This window comes from Cupriavidus sp. 05N38 (assembly GCF_056397345.1).
This window is the reverse complement of the sequence record NZ_JBFTNF010000085.1, coordinates 1-20,630: the sequence shown is the minus strand read 5'-3', so window position 1 is coordinate 20,630 and position 20,630 is coordinate 1. Positions and strand designations below refer to the sequence as shown.

Here is a 20,630-nt window from a genome sequence, read left to right as displayed (position 1 = left end):
CTCCTCAGCGCGAATCGCGGTCACGGTTGCGCAGCAGTTCGCGCGACCGGTTATCGCCGTTGGCCTCGGGCGCGGGCGTGCTGCCGCTGCCGGTGGCGGGAGCCTGCGCGGCGCCGGCGGCCGGCGCGCGCGGATCGGCCTGCACCTGCGACATCAGCTTGTCCAGCGGCAGGTAGAGGAGATTGTTGCCCTGGCGCGAATCCACCAGCACCTTGGTCGAATTGGTATAGATCTGCTGCATGGTTTCAATGTAGAGGCGGTCGCGCGTCACCTGCGGTGCCTTGGCGTACTGCGCCTGGACCTGCTGGAAGCGTGCGGAATCGCCTTCGGCCTGGTTGACCACGCGCGACTTGTAGGCCGACGCTTCTTCGTTCAGGCGCGCGGCCGTGCCCTTGGCGCGCGGGATCACGTCGTTGGCGTAGGCCTGGCCCTCGCTGATGGCGCGCTCGCGGTCCTGGCTGGCCTTGTTGACGTCGTCGAAGGCGGCCTGCACCTGCTCGGGCGGCTGCACGCTCTGCACGTTGACCGAGATCACGCGAATGCCGGTCTTGTAGGCCGACAGGATGGACTGGATCGACTTGGCGAGATTCTGCGCGATCTGCTCGCGGTTCTCGTACAGCACCGCATCCATCTTGTTGCGCCCGACGATCTCGCGCACCGAGGTCTCGGCTGCCTGCGTCACCAGTTCTTCATCGCCGCCGCGGTCGGTCTTGTTGAAGAACAGGAATTCGCTGGCGTCCTGGATGTCGTACTGCACCGTGAAGCGGACGTCGATGATGTTCTCGTCCTGCGTCAGCATGGACGCGTCCTTCAGGTTGCTGTCCTTGATCGAGGTCGAGCGGCCCACTTCCACCGAGCGCACGCTCGACAGGTTGACGATCTCGGCCGACTGGATCGGATACGGCAGGCGCCAGTTGATGCCGGGGCCGGTGGTGTACTTGAACTTGCCGAACTGCAGGATGACCGCGGTCTGACCTTCCTGCACCATGAAGAAGCCGCTGGCCAGCCAGATGCCGATGGCCGCGACCACGACGACGCCGGCACCCACGCCCGAGCCCTTGCCCGGGGTGCGCGCGCCGCCGCCAAAACCCTGGTTGCCGCCGCCACCGTTCTCCTTGCGGCCGAGCAGGCCGTTCAGGCGACGGTTGAAGTCGCGCCAGAGCTCATCCAGGTCGGGCGGGCCGTCCTGGGGTGGACGCTGTTGCTGCTGCCGGTTGTTGTCGCGGCCGTCCTTGTCCTTATCCTTGTCTTCATCATCGCCCCGACCCCAACGTGGATCGTTCAACGACAGGATCGCGCGCAAACGCTGCCAGGCCGTCCGATAGGGGGCGACACCGCTGGCGCGGGCGCCGAAGGCATGGCTCGATTCAGGATTCCGGGGAAACTGGGGCATGAAGTGCACGGGTCCGGGATAGTTGGAACAGGGGGATTCTAACAGTCATCGACGCCACATTTTCCTATTTGGGGCAATCTGGCGCCGATTTCCGCCGAACCGGCTTACAGCGTGTCGGGTTCTTCCGGATCGACGCCGGGCCCGGCATCGGGATCGGCGTCGCCGTGATCGTCCAGGGCATCCTCGAGATGCGCGTGGCCGTCGGAAAAACGCGGATCCAGCGGCGGGCGCTCCGGCGGGCGTTCGGCCAGCCAGCGCGCCGCTTCCACGACGGCCTCGCGCAGGGCGTCCAGGCCGATGCCGTCGCGCGCGCTCACGAACACCCGCACCGGCACGCCTTCTTCGTTGCGCTCCACGCGCGGCCCCTGCTCCAGGAGTTCCGGCGCGGCATCGATCTTGTTCATCACGACGATCTGCGGGATGTCGTCGGCATTGATCTCGGCCAGCACGCGGTTGACCTGCTCGACCTGTTCATGCCGCACCGGGCTGGAGGCGTCCACCACGTGCAGCAGCAGATCGGCGTGCACGGTTTCTTCCAGCGTGGCGCGGAACGCCGCCACCAGCTGCGTGGGCAGGTCGCGGATAAAGCCGACCGTGTCCGAGAGCACCACGTTGCCCAGCCCCTCCAGGTAGAGCCGCCGCGACGTCGTATCGAGCGTGGCGAACAACTGGTCGGCCGCGTACGCGCGCGCCTTGGTCAGCGCGTTGAACAGCGTCGACTTGCCGGCATTGGTATAGCCGACCAGCGAGATGCTCAGCGTATCGTTGCGCGCCCGCGCGCGGCGCTGGGTGCTGTGCTGGCGCTGCAGGCGGGTCAGGTCCGACTTCAGCCGCTTGGCGCGTTCGTCCAGCAGCCGGCGGTCGAGTTCGAGCTGGCGCTCGCCGGGGCCGCCGCGCATGCCGATACCGCCCTTCTGCCGCTCCAGGTGGCTCCAGGCGCGGACCAGCCGCGAAGCCTGGTACTGGACCTGGGCCAGCTCGACCTGCACCTTGCCGACGTGGCTCTGCGCGCGCTGCCCGAAGATGTCCAGGATCAGCCCCGTACGATCGATCACGTGACGCTGCAGGAAGCGCTCGAGATTGCGTTGCTGGGCGGGGCTCAGGGTGTGGTTGAACACCACCACGTCGGCGTCGAGCGCGTCGGCGGCCTCCTTGAGTTCTTCCGCCTTGCCCGAGCCGATGAACAGTGCCGGGTCCGGGCGCGAGCGCCGGCCCGTCAGCATGTGCACAGGCGTGGAGCCGGCGGTCGACGTCAGCAGCGCCAGCTCGCTCAGGCTTTCCTGGAAATCGTGCTTGCCGAAATCGACGCCGACGAGGATGGCGCGGGAAGACTCGGAATTGGAGGTAGCTCTAGATTGCAAACGGGAGGATCGCGGAACGCGATAAAGGAAAACGTAGAAACCGGCCGGGGGCGTGGCTGGTGCCGCGAGGCAAGCGCCTGGCCCGGGAGGTGCCCGATGGCGGAAGGTGTCCGCGGTGGGATGCACCAGGGTGAGGCATTGTCCGCGGCAGACCCATGTTCATGCCTGCGGTACAACCGGATGGCCGGTGTCGTTTTTGGTGTCGAACCGGGATTTCAGGCCCCGGCGCGGCACCGCTTGCGGCGGCCGTGTCGCGCTTGCGACGGGCGGCCGGAAACATCAGAATTTACGGTAAAGGATCAACCCTCGGCCGTATCGTCCACGCGGAAATTCACGGCGCGCGCGGGCACGACGGTGGAGATCGCATGCTTGTAAACCATTTGCGTCACGGTATTGCGCAACAGGACGACGTACTGGTCGAACGACTCGATATTGCCTTGCAGCTTGATGCCATTGACGAGGTAGATTGAAACCGGCACGTGCTCTTTGCGCAGCGCGTTCAGGAACGGGTCTTGTAGCAATTGCCCTTTGTTGCTCATGGCACACTCCAAAATTATAGATTTAGTGATTGATGATGGGGACGTTAATCCCCGATTCAAGTCGAGCGGCGCAAAACCGCGCCAAAAAAGATCAAAACGGTACCAAGCTAGCATCGTCTCGCAGGGAACCCCCTGCTAACGAGAATTTAGCCTCAGTTCCAAACGAACGCAAACGAAACTTGCCCGCCATGGCCCCCGCTGCCCGACTCAATCCTTCGAGTCGGCATATGGGTTTTTGTTCGTACGAAATTCGATGCGCAGCGGCGTGCCCTTGAGCTTGAATGCCGTGCGGAAGCGATTTTCGAGATAGCGCCGATAGCTGTCCGCGACACCCGAGAGCGAGTTCCCGTGCACCACGATGATCGGCGGATTGGAGCCGCCCTGGTGCGCGTAGCGCAGCTTGGGCCGGGTCGCGCCGACGCGCCTGGGTTGCTGGAACTCGACCGCTTCCTGCAGGATGCGCGTGAGCTGCGGCGTGGGCAGCTTGACCATCGCCGCCGCGTAGGCATCGTCCACCGAGCGCAGCAGCGCGCTGATGCCGGTGCGCTCGCGCGCCGACACGAAATGGAAGTTGGCGAAATCCAGGAACTGCAGCTTGCGCTCCAGATCGTGCTTGATGCGGTCGCGGGCATGGCCGTCGAGCCCGTCCCATTTGTTGACGCCGACCACCAGCGCGCGGCCCGACTCCACGATAAAGCCGGCGATATGCGCATCCTGCTCGGAAACGTCCTGCTGCGCGTCGAGCAACAGCACCACCACATTGGCGTCGGCGATCGACTGCAAGGTCTTGACCACCGAGAATTTCTCGATCGCCTCGAACACCTTGCCGCGCTTGCGCAGGCCAGCGGTATCGATCAGCGTGTAAGGCTTGCCGCCGCGCTCGAATTCCACGTAGATCGCGTCGCGCGTGGTGCCGGGCATGTCGAAGGCGATCACGCGCTCTTCGCCGATCAGCGTGTTGACCAGGGTGGACTTGCCCACGTTGGGACGGCCCACGATGGCGATCTTGACGCCGCGCTGGGCGCTGTCCTCTTCCTCGGCCAGTTCGGGACGTTCCTTGACCGCCAGCTCCAGCGCCTCGTCCACCAGTTCGCGCACACCGTCGCCGTGCGTGGACGAGATGGCATAGGGGTCACCCATGCCGAGCTCGTAGAACTCCGCGGCCACGGTGGTGTACTTCATGCCCTCGGCCTTGTTCACGGCCAGCATGACGCGGCGGCCGGTCTTGCGCAGGTAGTCCGCGATCACGCGGTCCTGCGGTGCCAGCCCGAGACGGCCGTCGACGAGGAAGATCACCACGTCGGCCTCGACCACGGCCTGGCGGGTCTGCTTGGCCATCTCGGCCACGATGCCGTCCTTGGCCACCGGCTCGAAGCCGCCGGTATCGATGGCGATGAACGGGCGTTCACCGATGCGGCCTTCGCCGTAGTGACGGTCGCGCGTGAGCCCGGGCAGGTCGGCGACGAGAGCGTCGCGCGAGCGGGTCATGCGGTTGAATAGCGTCGACTTGCCCACATTGGGACGGCCGACCAGAGCGATAACTGGTTTCATGCAATAAACGGAAATGGGGGCCGGCAGATGCCGCCCCCCAGGAACTCCGGAGTGATGTGGGTCCGACGGCCGGGCGCTACGCACCTGGCCACGTTTCCTGTCGGGCAACCGGGCTGGCATTGCAGCCCGGCCTCGTTCACCTGCACGATCCCGCGGACCGTGCTACCGGATTGGCGCAGCCCATGCCGACAGGTGCACGGGCCATCGCCTTCATTGTCGCGGCGCCTCAGTCCGGCACGAAGCCGTAGAGGTTGCCGTCGCGCGTCTGCACCACCAACGATGCGCCCGCCACCACCGGCGCGGCGGTAATCTCGCTGCCGTCGGTCTTCACGCGGGCCACGAACTGGCCGTCTTCGCGCGAGAGGAAATGCACATAGCCATCATAGTCGCCCATCACCACCGAGCGGCCCAGCGCCAGCGGCGTGCCCAGGCGGCGATACAGCAACTGGTCGTTCTTCCAGCGCTCGTTGCCGTTCTGGCGGTCGAACGCATGCACGACCGAGCGTTCGTCGCTGGCGTACAGCGAGCCGTCATCCTGCGCGGGGCCGGTCGGCGACGAGAAATCCTTGCCCCATTGCGGCTGGCCATTGGCCAGTTCCAGGCAGGCCACGCGGCCCTGGAAGGTGGTGGCGCAGACCTGGCGGCCATTGACCATCGGCTGGCCGGTGACGTCGTTGAGCCGTTCGATCTCGGACACGCCCTTCGGATAGGACACCGTGCTTTCCCAGCGCAGCACGCCGTTGCCCGGGGCCAGCACGCCGAGCTTGCCGCCCGGGAAGCCCATCACGATGCCGTCGCCGGCAAACACCATGCCCATCGCCGCGCGCAGGTTGAGCGCGGTCTGCGAGCGCTGGTAGATCCAGCGGCGCTCGCCGGTCTGCGCATCCAGCCCGAGCACGCGCGTGTCGGTGGTGCGCACCACCACCAGGCCGTTGCCGACCAGCGGCGCGGACAGGACCTCGCCGTTGACCTGCTTCTTCCAGAGCTGCTTGCCACTGTTGTCGAAGGCAAACACGGCGCCCTTCTCGCCCGCCACCGCGGTGACGGTGCCGTCGCTGCCGGGACCGCTGGTCAGGTCGATATCGGTCTTGGCCTCCCACAGCGTGCGGCCGGTCGTGCCGTCGAACGCCATCACCTTGCCGCCGTTGGAGGACGCGTAGACCGTGCCGCCGGCCACTGCCGGCTGCAGCGAGTACGGGCCGCTCTTGCCGACGCCGGCCTTCCAGGCCTGGCGCACCGACAAGGTCTGGGTGATCGGCTTGAGTTCGACCGGCGTGCGCTTGTCAGCCTTGCTGAACAGCGAGCAGCCGCCCAGGGTGGCGACACACGCGGAGGCCACCACCAGGGCGCGGACGAAATTGCCGTGTTGCTGGTTCTTGGCCGTGCCGGAAAACAATGACGTCATGAGGTTCCGATCCTGAATTGGGTTGAAACGCGATTTTGCTGGCAGCAGCCGCGCCCGCGCACGGGCGCCCTGCCTGCGGGCCGGAGAGCCGGGCAATGCCGCCCTCAGGCGGTGCCCAGCGCGTCGAGCTTGAACTGGATGATCTGGCGCATGGCCGCATCATTGGCGTTGAGCTTGTCGAGCGCCTGCCGGTACGCCGTGCGCGCGTCGGCACGCTTGTCCTGCGCAGCCAGCAGGTCGCCGCGGCGATCCGCATACAGCGCCGTGAACGGTGCCGGCGGCTCGTCCTTGAGCAGGGCCAGGCCCTGGTCGTAGGCCTTCTCGTCGAGCAGCACGCCGGCCAGGCGCACGCGCGCCAGATAGGCGTATTCGCCGTCGCCGTGGTCGATCGCCCATTGCAGCTGGACCTTGGCGCCGGCCAGGTCGCCCGCATCGTACAGCACCTTGGCGGCCACCAGCGCAGACATGGGGCCATAGGCGGTCTTGCCGAACTTCTGCTCGAGGTCGCCCGCGGCGCGCTTGATGCGCTCCACGTCGCGGCTGTCGGCAGCCTTGACGACCTGCTCGTACAGCAGCGCGGCTTCGCCGGCCTGCTTGCGCTGCCAGTAGTTCCAGCCGCTCCAGGCAGCAAAGGCCAGCAAGCCGGCGATCAGCGCCCAGGTCACGGTGTTGCCGTACTGGCGCCACCAGGCCTTGAGGCTCTCAAGCTGTTCCTGTTCTTCTAGATCGTAAGCCATGTCGAGGGATCCACCCGCGTATGTTTGTATGAGGGGCCGCGCGCGACCCCTGGTCTTGCTGCCCGTGCCGGCGGCCGGGCGCGTTTATTCGCTGGCGCCCACCATGGCGTCGATGATGTGGTCGACCAGCGTTTCCGCCGGCACCGTCACCTGCGCACCGCCGCCCTCGGCCTGCGCGCCCTGGCGCAAATCCTTGACCTGGGCCGTGCCAGCCGCCACTTCATCGTCGCCAATGATAACGGCATAGGCAGCGCCGCTGCCGTCCGCGCGCTTCATCTGCGACTTGAAGCTGCCGCTCTTGCCGTCCGGCGTGGCGTGCAGCAGCACATCGAGGCCGGCATCGCGCAGCCGCTCGGCGGCGATCATGGCCTGCTCCGCAGCCGCCGCGCCCTGGTGCACCAGGTAGACGTCGCAGCCCTCGGCCTCGGGCACCAGCCCTTCCTCGCGGATCAGCTCGATGATGCGCTCGATGCCCATGGCCCAGCCGCAGGCCGGCGCGCCCTTGCCGCCCATCTGCGCGATCAGCGGATCGTAGCGTCCGCCGCCGGCGATGGTGCCTTGCGCGCCAAGCTTGTCGGTGATCCACTCGAACACCGTCAGGTTGTAGTAGTCCAGCCCGCGCACCAGGCGCGGGTTGATCTTGAACGGAATGTTGTTGGCCTTGAGCAGGCGCTGCACGCCTTCGAAGTGGGCCAGCGATTCCTCGCCGAGGAAATCGATCAGCTTGGGCGCGTTGGCCGCCATCTCCTGCAGCGCGGGATTCTTGGTGTCGAGCACGCGCAGCGGGTTGGTGTAGAGACGGCGCTTGCTGTCCTCGTCGAGGATGTCCTGGAAACCTTCCAGGTACTTGATCAGTTCCTCGCGGTGGGCGGCGCGCTCATTGGCCTGGCCCAGCGAGTTCAGCTCCAGGCGCACCCCGACCAGGCCAAGGTCGTCCCACAGGCGCTGGCACATCAGGATGATCTCGGCGTCCACGTCGGGGCCGGCAAAGCCCAGCGCCTCGGCGCCGAGCTGGTGGAACTGGCGGTAACGGCCGCGCTGGGGCCGCTCGTGGCGGAACATCGGGCCGGTGTACCACAGGCGCTTGGGGCCGTCGTACAGCAGGTTGTGCTCGATGGTGGCACGCACCGCGGCGGCGGTGCCTTCCGGGCGCATCGTCAGCTGCTCGCCGTTGAGCGCATCGGTGAAGGAATACATTTCCTTCTCGACGATGTCGGTCACCTCGCCGATACCGCGCACGAACAGCTGCGTATGCTCGACGATCGGCGTGCGGATCTGCTGGTAGCCATAGGCGCGCAGCATGGCGCGCGCGGCGTTCTCGAAATGCTCCCACAGCGGCGCGTCCGCCGGCAGCATGTCGTTCATGCCCTTGACGCCCTGCAAGGCCTTGGYGGCCTTGCCCTTGCTGTCTGCCTTGTTGTCGCCGGCCTTGGCGGCGTCGCCGCCGGCCGCCGGATTCACGGGTTGATTCATCTTCTGTTGTCTTTCCCTGTGGTGCCCTGTCCGCGACGGATCAGGCCGCCACCTCATTGCCTGCGCGCCCGGCATTGCTGCCATAGTGGGAGCGCACATAGTCGTCGACGATCGCCTGGAATTCCTCGGCAATCCGGTCGCCGCGCAAGGTCTTGACCTTGACGCCATCGACGAACACCGGCGCCGCCGGCGATTCGCCCGAGCCCGGCAGCGAGATGCCGATATTGGCATGCTTGCTTTCGCCAGGGCCGTTCACGATGCAGCCCATCACGGCCACGTCCATTTCTTCCACGCCGGGGAATTCGGTCTTCCAGACCGGCATCTGCTCGCGCAGGTAGCTCTGGATGCTGGCCGCCAGTTCCTGGAAGGTGGTGCTGGTGGTGCGGCCGCAACCCGGGCAGGCAATCACCATCGGGGTGAAGTTGCGCAGGCCCATGGTCTGCAGGATTTCCTGCCCCACGTAGACTTCCTTCTCGCGCGGCGCGCCCGGCTCTGGCGTCAGCGAGATGCGGATGGTGTCGCCGATGCCTTCCTGCAGCAGCACCGACAGCGCCGCCGTAGAGGCGACGATGCCCTTGCTGCCCATGCCCGCCTCGGTCAGGCCCAGGTGCAGCGCGTAGTCGCAGCGCTTGGCCAGCTCGCGGTACACGGCGATCAGCTCCTGCACCTGCGAGACCTTGCACGACAGGATGATCTGGTCGCCCGACAGGCCGATTTCCTCGGCCTTTTTCGCCGACTCGATGGCGGAGGTGATCAGCGCCTCGACCATCACGTTCTGCGCCGGCCACGGCTGCGCGCGCCGCGCATTCTCGTCCATGACGCGCGCCAGCAGCGACTGGTCCAGGCTGCCCCAGTTCACGCCGATGCGCACCGGCTTGTTGTAGCGGATGGCCATCTCGATCATCTGCGCGAACTGCGTGTCGCGCTTCGCGCCCTGCCCCACGTTGCCGGGGTTGATGCGGTACTTCGACAGCGCCGCGGCGCACTCGGGATAGTCCTGCAGCAGCTTGTGGCCGTTGTAGTGGAAATCGCCCACCAGCGGCACGTTCACGCCCATGCGATCGAGCTGCTCGCGCACGGCCGGCACCGCGGCGGCGGCCTCGGGCGTGTTCACCGTGATACGCACGATCTCGGAGCCGGCACGCGCCAGTTCCTTGATCTGGATGGCGGTGCCGATGGCATCCACCGTATCGGTGTTGGTCATCGACTGCACGCGCACGGGTGCGCCGCCACCGATGGTGACCACATTGTCGCCCCACACCACGCGCGCCTGGCGCGTCATGCGGCGGGGCAGCGGGCCGGGCAGTACCGGCATACAAGCCTGTTGATCCAGTTGATTCATAGCATTACCACCTTGGCCTTGCCTCGCCCTGCGATTGCGCATGGCTGGAGAAACGGTGTTTTCAGGGCAGCGTCAGGCGCGCCACGTTGTTGCGGTTGGCAGCCGCCAGATCGACCGGCGCGCCATTGCGGGTGAGCGACTCGACCCCCTTCACATTGCCGATCACCACCTTGTAGGGTGGCGTGCCGCCGCCGCTGAGGTCCTGGCCGGCGCGCGCGGTGCCGCCCAGCACGACCTTGCCGCTGCGGTCGCGAATCTCGTACCAGGTGTCGGACGCGAAGCGGATGCGCAGCTCGCCGTTGCCCGCGGCCGCGGGTGCCGCGGGCGCCGCGGCCACCGGGGCTGGCGTGGCCGCCACGGCGGCAGGCACGGCCGCAACCGGCGTGGCCGGCTCGACCGCCACCGGGCCGCTGGCCGGCAAGGCTTCGGAAGGCGCGGGTGCGTCGGAGGCCGCCATCACCGGCGGCAGTGCCGCCGTGACGGTGCCGGGCTCGCTACCCTGCGGCGCCGTCGCGGCCGGCGGCGCGCTCAGGCCTTCCTTGCGCGCCTCGAGCCATTGCTTGAAATGATCCAGGCCGAACAGCACGCCGCCGCCGATCAGGGCAACCACCAGGGCCAGCCAGATCCAGCGCCCGCCCGAGCCGCTCGAGCCGAAGCGGTTGCGGTCGTCGAAACTTTCGTTGAGGCCGCCTTCGCGGCGCGTGCCGATCGCCACCACGGGCACGGCCTGCGCATGGAAACGCGCGAGCAGCGCATCGATGTCGACATGGAGCATGCGGGCATAGGCGCGCATCACGCCCTTGGCAAAGGTCACGTCCGGCAGCGCCGCGACATCGCCCTGCTCGATGGCGGCCAGCTTGTGCGCGGCAACCTTCAGCCGCGCGCTGACATCTTCCAGCGAGAAGCGCTGATCCTTGCGCGCCTGCGCCAGGCGTTCGCCAATCTCGCGCGCCACCGCCTCGCGTCCGGCGTCGGCGGTGGTACCGCCCACGTGACCCGTCGCTGCAGTCTGGCCTTCGGCGCGCTCTTGCTCACTCATCCCATGCTCCTTGTTCGTATGCGGTCAACTCACGCGAGTCGGGAAAACGGCTGCGCAGCTGGGCCACCATGGCATTCTGCGCCGCGACGTCGCCCTGACGGCGGGCAATGCGCGCACCCAGCCAGAGGGATTGCGCGCTGACGAAACTACTGTTGTTGACGCGCCCGGTGTATTCCTTCGCACGCGGGAAGTCCCCGCGCTGGTAGTAGAGCAACGCCAGGTTATTGTTCACTTCCGGGTTGTTGCGGTCGTAGCGCAACGCGCCGAACAGGCTCTTCTCGGCCGCCTCGCCGTCGCCGTTGCGCAACTGGCAGGCGCCGAGGCTGGTCAGGGGCTTGACCGGGCCGCTTGCCGACGGCACCGTGATCGCGCGCTCGAGCAAAGGCACGGCCTCCCGGTAACGGCCGTTCATGCAAAGGAACCAGCCGTAGTTGTTGAGCACGTCGCCATCGTCGGGACGCATCGACAGCGCGCTGCGGAAGCTGTCCTCGGCCAGCGCGCGCTCGTTCATGTTCATGTAGACCAGCGCGCGAATATGGTAGGCATCGACCAGCGTCGGGTCGATGGCGATGGCCTGCCTGGCCTCATCCAGCGCGACGCTATATTGGCCGGCCGACAGGTAGCTGGTAGCCAGCTGCAGCCGGATGGTGGCGCGCCGCTTGACATCGGTCTGATCGGACGCGGTCTGGACATCCGGCTTGGGCGGGGGCGGCAGCTGGCAGGCAGACAGCATCATCAGCCCCATCAGGACTGCGACTATCAGACGCGTCATGCAGGGCGAGCCTCTTGCGGCTGGCCGGCACCCGGCGCGCTTGCCATGGGTGCCGCCACGATTGGCGTGATCTTCCCGAACTTGCCGCGCTCCGCCAGGCGGGTGCGGTCCTTGACCTCGCCGGCGAGCTGGCCGCACGCCGCATCGATGTCGTCGCCACGCGTCTTGCGGATGGTGGTGACGATGCCCGCATCCATCAGGACCTGGGCGAAGCGGCGGATCTGGTCGTTGTTCGAGCGCTTGAGGCCCGATTCCGGGAAGGGATTGAACGGGATCAGGTTGAACTTGCATGGCACGTCGGCCACCAGCTTCAGCAGTTCCCGGGCATGCTCGACACCGTCGTTGACGCCGTCCAGCATGCAGTATTCGAAGGTGATGAAATCGCGCGGCGCAAACTCGAGATAACGGCGGCAGGCCGCCATCAGTTCCGCCAGCGGGTATTTCTTGTTGAGCGGCACCAGCATATCGCGCAGCGCATCGTTGGATGCGTGCAGCGACACCGCCAGGGCCACGGGCAGGTCCCTGGACAGCCGGTCCATCATCGGCACCACGCCGGACGTGGACAGCGTCACGCGCCGGCGCGACAGCCCGTAGGCATTGTCGTCCAGCATCAGGCGCATGGCGGGGACTACCTGGTCGTAGTTCAGCAGCGGCTCGCCCATGCCCATCATCACCACGTTGGAGATGACGCGGTCGTCCTTGGGGCCGCGCCCCAGCTGGGCGCGCATGGCGAACTCGGCCATCCACAACTGGCCGATGATCTCGCCGGTGGACAGGTTGCGCGAGAAGCCCTGCTTGCCGGTCGAGCAGAACCGGCAGTTGACGGCGCACCCCGCCTGCGAGGACACGCACAGCGTACCGCGCGTTTCCTCGGGGATGTACACCGTCTCCACCGCATTGCCGGCACCGACGTCGAGCAGCCATTTGCGCGTGCCGTCGGCCGACAGGTTGTCGGTGATGGCGGCAGGCGAGCGGATCTCGGCGCGCGTGGCGAGCTTTTCGCGCAGCGACTTGGCGAGATCCGACATGGCGTCGAAGCGGCTGGCGCCGAACTGGTGAATCCAGCGCTGCAACTGCCGCGCACGAAACGGCTTCTCGCCGAGCTCGCCGCAATAGGCGGTGAGCGCGTCCGCATCCAGATCGAGCAGGTTGACGAGATCGTTCATGACGGCAGTATCGACTTCAAGGTCAGTCTAGTGCTGGGGAATAAACCAGACAATCAGCGGCTGTAAACGTTCATGCCGGGGAAGAAGAACGCGATTTCGACGGCAGCCGTTTCCGCTGCGTCCGAGCCGTGCACGGCATTGGCGTCGATGCTGTCGGCGAAGTCGGCGCGAATGGTGCCCTTGTCGGCCTTCTTCGGGTCGGTTGCGCCCATCAGGTCGCGGTTCGTCAGGATGGCGTTCTCGCCTTCCAGGGCCTGGATCATGACCGGGCCGGAAATCATGAAGTCCACCAGGTCCTTGAAGAACGGGCGGGCGCTGTGCACGGCGTAGAATTGCTCTGCTTCGCCGCGCGACAGGTGAGCCATCTTGGCAGCCACGACCTTCAGGCCGGCGGCCTCGAAGCGAGCGTAGATCTGGCCGATGACGTTCTTCGCCACGGCATCCGGCTTGATAATGGACAGGGTGCGTTCGATCGCCATAAAAACTCCGAAAAATGAAGGGGTTACAATTGGAWTAAACGTGCAATTCTAGCACGAGACGGTTATGGTTTCGAGAACGCCCCTGCCGCCGCGCCACCGCCCTGGCCGGCCAGCCCCCCTTGCCCGGCAATAGGCCCCTTTAGTCACTTTGATATTTGCTGGCCTACAGGGAACGCCGGGCGCGGCCGATAATCGAATGAACGTTGGCCGCGCGGGGCGAGATTACACCTTGATGACAAAGTGGCGGTTAAGTTTCACAGCCCTTGCAATTCGCCCTATGCGATGCCACATTGGCGATGTGCCCGCCTGGGTCAACCCGGCGCCTCACCGTTCTTGAGACAGGAGTCACCATGGATAACAAGCTGAATACCTACGGTTTCGGCAGCGGTACCGCAACCAGCGACGTTGTGGTCCGCAATCGGGTAATGCGCAACACCTACTGGCTGCTCGCCATTTCGATGATCCCGACCGTCCTCGGCGCCTGGATCGGCGTGGCGACCGGCTTCAGCCTGATGCGGGGCAGCCCCGGCCTGTCGCTGATCCTCTTCCTGGGGATCGCGTTCGGCTTCTTCTACGGCATCGAGAAGACCAAGAACAGCAGCATGGGCGTGGTCCTCCTGCTAGCGTTCACTTTCTTCATGGGCCTGATGCTGTCGCGGCTGATCGGATCCGTGCTGCAGTTCTCGAACGGCCCCGCGCTGATCATGTATGCCTTTGGCGGCACTGCGGCGGTATTCGGCGCCATGGCGACCGTCGCCACGGTCAGCAAGCGCGATTTCTCCGGCCTGAGCAAGTTCCTCTTCGTCGGCGTGATCCTGCTGATCCTGGCCAGCGTCGCCAATATCTGGCTGCAACTGCCGTCGCTGATGATCACGGTGTCGGTCATCGCCATCGGCATCTTCTCGGCCTACATCCTATTCGACGTGCAGCGCGTGCTGAACGGCGGCGAGACCAACTACATCACGGCCACGCTGGCGATCTACCTGGACGTGTACAACGTCTTCGCCAACCTGCTGGCGCTGCTGGGGATTTTCGGCGGCAGCCGCGATTAGGAGCCCCGCTTCGCTTCGTTTGAAGCAAGCGCCCGGACAGACGACCTGACCGCACCGCCCCCCAAAAAAGAAGCCAGCGCATCCGCGCTGGCTTTTTTTCGTGCCGCCAGCCCGGGCGTTAATCGCGGTCGAACACCGCGATCGATTCCACGTGGGAGGTATGCGGGAACATATTGACCACGCCCGCGCCCGACAGCCGGTAGCCGGCCTCGTGCACCAGCAGGCCGGCGTCGCGCGCCAGCGTGGCCGGGCTGCACGACACGTAGACGATGCGCCGTGGCAGCACATCGCTGCCGGCCCGGGCCAGCTCTGCGAGCGCCTTGCACACCGCCAGCGCGCCCTCGCGCGGCGGATCGACCAGCCAGCGGTCGAAGCGGCCCAGCGCGGCGATATCCTCGGCACCAACCTCGAACAGGTTGCGGCAGGCAAATTCCGTCTTGTGGTCTAGGCCGTTCCTGGCCGCATTGGCCAGCGCCCGCGTCGTCAGCAGCTCGCTCCCCTCGATCCCCATCACCGTGCGACCGCGCGTGGCCAGCGGCAGCGTGAAGTTACCGATACCGCAGAACAGGTCGAGCAGGCGGTCATCAGGCTGCGCATCGAGCAGGCTCAACGCCCGCCCGATCAATACACGGTTGATCTGGTGGTTGACCTGCGTGAAATCGGTCGGCTTGAACGGCATGCGGATGCCGAACTCGGGCAGGGTGTAGGCCAGCTCGCGGTCCAGCGGATAGAACGGCACGACCGTGTCCGGCCCCTTGGACTGCAGCCAGAACTGCACTTCGTGCCGGTCGGCGAAGGCGCGCAACAGGTCCTCGTCCGCCGTGGTCAGCGGCTCCAGGATGCGCAGCACCAGCACGGTCACGTCCTGGCCGACCGCCAGCTCGATCTGCGGCATGCGATCGCGGATCGACAGCCCCGTGACCAGCTCGCGCAGCGGTACCAGCATGGCCGAGACATGCGGCGGCAGCACTTCACAGCGCGTCATGTCGGCCACGAAGCTGCTCTTGCGCTCGTGGAAACCGACCAGCACCCCACCCTTCTTCGCGACATAGCGCACCGTCAGGCGGGCGCGGTAGCGGTAGCCCCAGTCGGGCCCGGCGATCGGGCGGAACACCACGTCCGGGCGCAGCTTCGACAAGTGCCAGAGATCGTCTTCGAGCACGCGCTGCTTGATCGCCAGCTGCGCGCGCGAGTCCAGGTGCTGCATCGAACAGCCACCACAGACGCCGAAATGCTGGCAGCCCGGCTTCACCCGCATGGGGGTGRCCTGCTTGATCTCGACCAGCGCCGCCTGCTCGAAGCTGGCCTTGCGCTTGAAGCTGCGATAGCTCACGGTTTCCCCGGGCAGCGCGCCTTCGACGAAGATCACCTTGCCGGGAGTGCCGTCCTCGTTGACCAGCCGGCCGACGCCGCGCGCCTCCATATCGAGGCTATGGATCTGCACGACCGGCTGGGCGGCGGAGGGAACGGCAACAGGAACGGACGAGGCGGCGGGAACGCCACCTTCCGGCGCCGGTTGGGCTTGCGGTTGAGTCACGGCTTGGGACACTTGGGGAGCTGTCGTATTGTTTTGCGAAAGCGCGATTGTAKTCCAGACCCGGCCCGGCACGGCCGCCCAATGGGGCGATGCCGGGTGAAGGCGGACACGGCCAGCGACGAAACGAGCGCACGACAAGTGCGCGCGATTGGCGCAACATGGACACAGCGTGCAAACCCAGCCGGCAGGCGAGCAGGAGGCGACATGGAACTGATCTCGTGGAATATCCAGTGGGGCCGCGGCGCCGATGGCCGCGTCGACCTGGCCCGCACGGTGCGAACGCTGCGCGCCATTGCTGATGCCGACGTGCTGTGCCTGCAGGAAGTCACGCGCGGATACACCGAACTCGGCGGCGGCCCCGGTGCCGACCAGGTCGCGGAACTGACGGCGCTGCTGCCCGGCTACCGCATCCTCTACGCACCCGGCGTCGACCGCCTGGCCGCCGACGGCTCGCCGCGCCAGTTCGGCAACCTGATCGCCACGCGCCTGCCGGTGCGCGAGGTATTCCGCCACGCCCTGCCCTGGCCCGCCGACGCGACCGTGCCATCGATGCCGCGCGTAGCGCTGGAAGCTACCGTGATGGCAGACGACCGGCGCCTGCGCGTGATCTGCACACACCTGGAGTACTACTCCACGCATCAGCGCGCGGCCCAGGCGGATGCGCTGCGCAACTGGCACCGCGAGGCCTGCGAGCACGCGAGCCAGCCTGGCTTGCGCGAAGGCAGGCCGGGCCCGTTCACACCCGAGCCGCGCCCCGTTTCCGCGGTACTGTGCGGGGATTTCAACAGCGTCCCCGACGATATCGCCTACTTGCGCATGCTGGCCCCGTACGACAACTCGCACGAGCCCGGCGTGGTCAGCTGGCACGACGCGTGGATGCGCGCCCACCCCGGCCAGCCCCACGCGCCCACCTGCGCGCTGCACGACAAGGAACAGTGGCCGCAGCGGCCCTTCGCCTGCGATTTCATCTTCATCACGGAAGACCTGCAGCCGCGCTTGCTGTGCTGCGAGGTGGACGGCGAAACGCAGGCTTCCGACCACCAGCCGCTCTACCTCTCGCTGGCGGACGAATAGCGCCCGGGGACGAATGGCAAACGCCCCGGCGCGGCATGGCCGCGACGGGGCGTTGCAAGACAAGCGGCAAGCGCGCGGTTCAGATCTCGGGTTCTTCCTCGTCATCGCCGCCGGCATGCACCGGCTTGATGCGAAAGGCACGCAGGTAGTCCATCCACTGCGCGCCGGGCAACTCGGCAAGCGACTCCTGCACGAACTCGACTTCGGTATCGAACTGCCGGGGCGTCAGCCCGCCACGCATCAGCTGGAAGCGGCAATACACCAGGTAGGTATTGACGACATCGGTCTCGCAGTAGTCGCGGATCGCGCCCAGCTGACCGTCCTGGTAGGCCTGCCAGACCTTGCTGCCGTCCATGCCCATCTTGCCGGGAAAGCCGCACAGCTTGGCGAGGTCATCGAGCGGCGCACTGGCGCGCGGCTGATACATGGCCAGCAGGTCCATCAGGTCCAGGTGCCGCATGTGATAGCGGCTGATGTAGTTGTTCCACTTGAAGTCGCGGCTGTCGGACTCGCTGCCCTCGCCCATCTCCCAGTAGCGCGGCGCCAAGATGCCGTGCACCAGGCCGCGGTAGTGCAGCACGGGCAGGTCGAAGCCGCCACCGTTCCACGACACCATCTGTGGCGAGTAGCGCGCCACCAGGTCGTAGAACTTCTGGATCAGGACAGCCTCGCCATCTTCCGCCGTACCCAGGGAGCCCACATGGAAAACCGGGCTGCCGTCGCGCTGGTTGCGCCGCAGGACACACGAGATCGCGGCGATGCGCTGCAGGTAATGGGGCAGGAAATCGCTGCCGGTCTTGTCGCGCCGGGCCGCGAAGGCATGCTCCGCGACTTCGGCATCGGTCATTGAATCGGGATGGTCGTGAAGACGACGCAAACCATCGACATCGGGAATGGTCTCGATGTCGAATACCAGCACAGGTGTCATAGAACGGCGTCCTTGCGCACGCCTTGGGAAGCGAAATGGCGCTTGAGCTTGACCAGCGCCTCTTGCTGGATCTGGCGCACGCGCTCGCGCGTCAGCCCCATCTCCTCGGCAAGTTCTTCCAGCGTGGCTGGCTCGATATGGTTAAGGCCGAAGCGGCGCTCGACGACGTAGCGGTGTTTCTCCGACAGGCGCGCCAGCCACTGCTTCATCAGGTTTTCCAGTTCGCGGTGCGCGACTTCCTGGTCGGGCGCGGCGTTATGCTCGTCCGAGAGGAAATCCAGCAGGCTGGAACCGGGATCCAGGTCGAACGGCGTATCGAGCGAGGTGGTGTGCTCGTTGAGCGCGAGCACATCCTGTATCTCGTCGGGCGTCTTGCCCAGCAGGTGGGCGATGTCCTCCAGGCTTGCGTCGCGCCCGTCCGTGCCGCCCTTTTCCAGATGGCGCTTGGCGCGCAGCACCTGGTTGAGTTCGCGGATCACATGGACCGGCAGGCGCACCGTGCGGGCCTGGTTCATGATGGCACGCTCGATGCTCTGGCGGATCCACCATGTCGCGTAGGTCGAAAAACGGAAGCCGCGCGAGGGATCGAATTTCTCGATGGCATGCATCAGCCCGAGATTGCCTTCCTCGATCAGGTCCAGCAAGGGCACGCCCCGATTGAGGTAGCCCTTGGCGATACTGACCACCAGTCTCAGGTTGCGCTCGATCATGACCTGCCGCGCCGAGAAATCGCCGCCCTTGGCCAGCGTCGAGAAATGCAGCTCCTCGGGCGCGGACAGCAGCGGCTTGATGCTGATGCGGTTCAGGTAGTGCTGGACCGTATCGGCGGCCAGCTCGGTATGCAGCACGGTGCGGAAGTCGTCGTGGTCCGGCGCAGCGGCTTCCCTGCCGTTCTCACCTTCCTCTTCTTCGTCGGCTTCGTCGTCTTCCTCGTCGCGGGCCTGGCGCTCGACTTCCTCGACCATCAGATCGGCTTCGCGCAGGCCTGCCGCGCTGCCGGTGGTGATCGGCTCATCGGTCAGCGGAACGAGGTCGGCAGCGGGATCCTGGTCGTATGCCTCGGCATCGGCCTGGGCCACGCCAGCGGACTGCTGCATCTCCGGCTGCTTGGAACGCCGGGTCCGGCTGGTGCTTCCGGTTGAGACAGTTTTCTGGCGTGGCATGAATCCTCACTGTGGCGGCAGATACCGCATCGGATCGACTGGTTTCCCGTTTTTTCTGACCTCGAAATGCAGCTTCACTCGATCGGTGTCGCTGTTGCCCATCTCTGCAATCTTTTGTCCCTTGCGGACCGTTGCCTGCTCAGTCACCAGCACCTTGTCGTTGTGGCCGTACGCAGTGAGATATGTATCGTTGTGTTTGATGATGACAAGATTCCCGTAGCCGCGCAAGGGGCCAACGTGAATCACGCGGCCGTCATCGGCAGCCTGTACCGGATCGCCCTTCTTGCCGGCAATATCGATGCCTTTGTTGCCCTTGTCGTCAAAGCGGCCGATCAACTGGCCGGTCACCGGCCATGCCAGCTTGATACCGTTGTCCGCGGCGGCACCGGAAGCCGGCGCGGCGGACGTGGCGGGCGCGCCGGAGGCGGCCGCCGACGGCAGCGGCGTGGGCACCGGGCGGGCCTGGTCGATCGGCTGGCCTTGCACGCTGCCCGGCGTCACCGGCACCGTGGCCACGCCCGGGCCGGCGTTGACGTCGGCTCCCGGGGGCGCCACGCGCAACAATTGACCCACTTCGATCTGGTTCGGGTTGGTCAGCTGGTTCCAGGTGGCCACGTCGCGATACGATTGGCCGTTCTCCAGCGCGATTCGATAAAGCGTATCGCCTCGCTTGACTCGATAGTATCCAGGCGGTGCGGGCTCCAGCGGGGCAACCCCCGCCACGCCGGCGCCGGACGTGCGGTCCACCACGGGAGCCGGCATCGGCGAGGAGGCACACGCCGCCAGCAGGGACAACAACAAAGACGCGGTGACAAGCTGCCCGGCACGGGCGATACGTTCCGTATTCACGATATTGTGCATAGTTCGACTCAGATGGTGCCCGATTTTAATGGCACAAAGAAAACGGCTTCAAGCGCGGTCCGGTGAAATCGATGGCGGTTACGCCGCTCGATCAACAATAACTGCTGCGTGACGGTCTGGCCCGGCCCGCCGGCGGTGGGCGCCACGGCAACCGGGGCGATCAGGCGCCCGCCAATGGCCAGCTGCTCCAGCAACGCCTGCGGCACCTCCATGCCGGCGGCGGCCAGGATGATGGCGGAAAACGGCGCGGCCTGCGGCAAGCCCAGCATGCCATCGCCGTAATGCAGGCGCAGGTTTGGCACGCGCAGCGGCCGCAAGTTCGCCTTGGCTTGTTCGTGCAGCGGACGGATCCGCTCGATAGAGAACACTTCGCTCGCTACCAGGCTCAGTACCGCCGCCTGGTAGCCGCAGCCGGTACCGATCTCCAGCACGCGCGCCAGGGGCTCGTCGGCGGCCAGCCCGTCGCGCAGCAGCTCGATCATGCGCGCCACCACCGACGGCTTGGAAATGGTCTGCTGGTGGCCGATCGGCAGCGCCGCATCTTCGTAGGCCTGCGACGCAAGGCCTGGCTCCACGAAAAGGTGGCGCGGCACGGTGGCGATGGCGTCGAGCACGCGGTCGTCGCGAATGCCTCCTGCGCGCAAGCGTGCCGCCAGCGCGCCGCGCGCACGCTCGGAGGCCATGCCGCCGCCGCCCGCGGTGGCAGCGCTGGCTCGCGCCTGCACCGCGCTGGCCGCCGGCGCCGGGGTGGGCAAGCC

The 20,630-nt window shown here is 66.3% G+C and carries 19 protein-coding genes; 2 read left to right on the top strand and 17 right to left on the bottom strand.

Going from position 1 to position 20,630, the window contains the following annotated elements; translation table 11 throughout:
* Window positions 1-4: 4 nt before the first annotated feature.
* The 12 genes from hflK to ndk form a co-directional block, all read right to left on the bottom strand.
* Entirely contained in the window at window positions 5-1,393 is a 1,389-nt protein-coding gene (gene hflK, locus AC1DK4_RS36315) for an FtsH protease activity modulator HflK (protein ID WP_441623137.1), read from the bottom strand.
* Window positions 1,394-1,497: 104 nt separating this feature from the next.
* Window positions 1,498-2,754 (bottom strand): GTPase HflX, encoded by a 1,257-nt coding sequence (gene hflX, locus AC1DK4_RS36310; RefSeq protein WP_441623135.1) that lies wholly within the window; start codon window positions 2,752-2,754, stop codon window positions 1,498-1,500.
* Window positions 2,755-3,053: 299 nt separating this feature from the next.
* Complete coding sequence (gene hfq, locus AC1DK4_RS36305) at window positions 3,054-3,293, bottom strand: RNA chaperone Hfq (protein WP_017229727.1); 240 nt, start codon at window positions 3,291-3,293, stop codon at window positions 3,054-3,056.
* 207 nt (window positions 3,294-3,500) lie between these two features.
* Window positions 3,501-4,844, bottom strand: coding sequence for a ribosome biogenesis GTPase Der (der, locus tag AC1DK4_RS36300; protein ID WP_441623133.1), 1,344 nt, complete (start codon window positions 4,842-4,844; stop codon window positions 3,501-3,503).
* Window positions 4,845-5,070: 226 nt separating this feature from the next.
* Window positions 5,071-6,249, bottom strand: a complete 1,179-nt coding sequence (gene bamB, locus AC1DK4_RS36295) for an outer membrane protein assembly factor BamB (RefSeq protein ID WP_441623131.1) — start codon at window positions 6,247-6,249, stop codon at window positions 5,071-5,073.
* Window positions 6,250-6,353: 104 nt separating this feature from the next.
* On the bottom strand, window positions 6,354-6,986 hold the full coding sequence (locus AC1DK4_RS36290; protein WP_441623129.1) for a YfgM family protein: 633 nt from the start codon (window positions 6,984-6,986) through the stop codon (window positions 6,354-6,356).
* 84 nt (window positions 6,987-7,070) lie between these two features.
* On the bottom strand, window positions 7,071-8,351 hold the full coding sequence (gene hisS / locus AC1DK4_RS36285) for a histidine--tRNA ligase (protein WP_441623166.1): 1,281 nt from the start codon (window positions 8,349-8,351) through the stop codon (window positions 7,071-7,073).
* Between the two features lie 148 nt (window positions 8,352-8,499).
* The gene (gene ispG / locus AC1DK4_RS36280; RefSeq protein WP_441623128.1) at window positions 8,500-9,801 is read right to left on the bottom strand and encodes a flavodoxin-dependent (E)-4-hydroxy-3-methylbut-2-enyl-diphosphate synthase; all 1,302 of its coding nucleotides are present in this window, start codon (window positions 9,799-9,801) and stop codon (window positions 8,500-8,502) included.
* Window positions 9,802-9,862: 61 nt separating this feature from the next.
* Complete coding sequence (locus tag AC1DK4_RS36275; protein ID WP_441623126.1) at window positions 9,863-10,840, bottom strand: helix-turn-helix domain-containing protein; 978 nt, start codon at window positions 10,838-10,840, stop codon at window positions 9,863-9,865.
* Window positions 10,833-11,612, bottom strand: coding sequence for a type IV pilus biogenesis/stability protein PilW (gene pilW / locus AC1DK4_RS36270; RefSeq protein WP_441623124.1), 780 nt, complete (start codon window positions 11,610-11,612; stop codon window positions 10,833-10,835). The genes AC1DK4_RS36275 and pilW overlap by 8 nt, the downstream gene beginning before the upstream one ends.
* The gene (rlmN, locus tag AC1DK4_RS36265; protein ID WP_441623122.1) at window positions 11,609-12,778 is read right to left on the bottom strand and encodes a dual-specificity RNA methyltransferase RlmN; all 1,170 of its coding nucleotides are present in this window, start codon (window positions 12,776-12,778) and stop codon (window positions 11,609-11,611) included. The genes pilW and rlmN overlap by 4 nt, the downstream gene beginning before the upstream one ends.
* A gap of 53 nt (window positions 12,779-12,831) precedes the next feature.
* Complete coding sequence (ndk, locus tag AC1DK4_RS36260) at window positions 12,832-13,257, bottom strand: nucleoside-diphosphate kinase (protein ID WP_441623120.1); 426 nt, start codon at window positions 13,255-13,257, stop codon at window positions 12,832-12,834.
* A gap of 350 nt (window positions 13,258-13,607) precedes the next feature.
* Here ndk and AC1DK4_RS36255 point away from each other — a divergent pair, with 350 nt between their 5' ends.
* Window positions 13,608-14,309 (top strand): Bax inhibitor-1/YccA family protein, encoded by a 702-nt coding sequence (locus AC1DK4_RS36255; RefSeq protein ID WP_441650449.1) that lies wholly within the window; start codon window positions 13,608-13,610, stop codon window positions 14,307-14,309.
* Between the two features lie 118 nt (window positions 14,310-14,427).
* Here AC1DK4_RS36255 and rlmD read toward each other — a convergent pair whose 3' ends face one another.
* Window positions 14,428-15,732, bottom strand: coding sequence for a 23S rRNA (uracil(1939)-C(5))-methyltransferase RlmD (gene rlmD / locus AC1DK4_RS36250; RefSeq protein ID WP_477132125.1), 1,305 nt, complete (start codon window positions 15,730-15,732; stop codon window positions 14,428-14,430).
* 318 nt (window positions 15,733-16,050) lie between these two features.
* On the opposite strand from rlmD, the gene AC1DK4_RS36245 reads away from it, so the two are divergent.
* Window positions 16,051-16,920, top strand: coding sequence for an endonuclease/exonuclease/phosphatase family protein (locus AC1DK4_RS36245; protein WP_441623116.1), 870 nt, complete (start codon window positions 16,051-16,053; stop codon window positions 16,918-16,920).
* A 79-nt stretch (window positions 16,921-16,999) separates the two neighbouring features.
* On the opposite strand, the gene AC1DK4_RS36240 is transcribed toward AC1DK4_RS36245, so the two are convergent.
* The 4 genes from AC1DK4_RS36240 to AC1DK4_RS36225 all read right to left on the bottom strand — a co-directional run.
* Entirely contained in the window at window positions 17,000-17,848 is an 849-nt protein-coding gene (locus tag AC1DK4_RS36240; protein WP_441623114.1) for a 3'-5' exonuclease, read from the bottom strand.
* On the bottom strand, window positions 17,845-19,011 hold the full coding sequence (gene rpoS, locus AC1DK4_RS36235; RefSeq protein ID WP_441623112.1) for an RNA polymerase sigma factor RpoS: 1,167 nt from the start codon (window positions 19,009-19,011) through the stop codon (window positions 17,845-17,847). The genes AC1DK4_RS36240 and rpoS overlap by 4 nt, the downstream gene beginning before the upstream one ends.
* A 6-nt stretch (window positions 19,012-19,017) precedes the next feature.
* The gene (locus AC1DK4_RS36230) at window positions 19,018-19,872 is read right to left on the bottom strand and encodes a peptidoglycan DD-metalloendopeptidase family protein (RefSeq protein ID WP_441623110.1); all 855 of its coding nucleotides are present in this window, start codon (window positions 19,870-19,872) and stop codon (window positions 19,018-19,020) included.
* Between the two features lie 8 nt (window positions 19,873-19,880).
* Window positions 19,881-20,630 (bottom strand): protein-L-isoaspartate(D-aspartate) O-methyltransferase (locus tag AC1DK4_RS36225; RefSeq protein WP_441623109.1); only part of this gene is annotated, 750 nt, incomplete at its 5' end.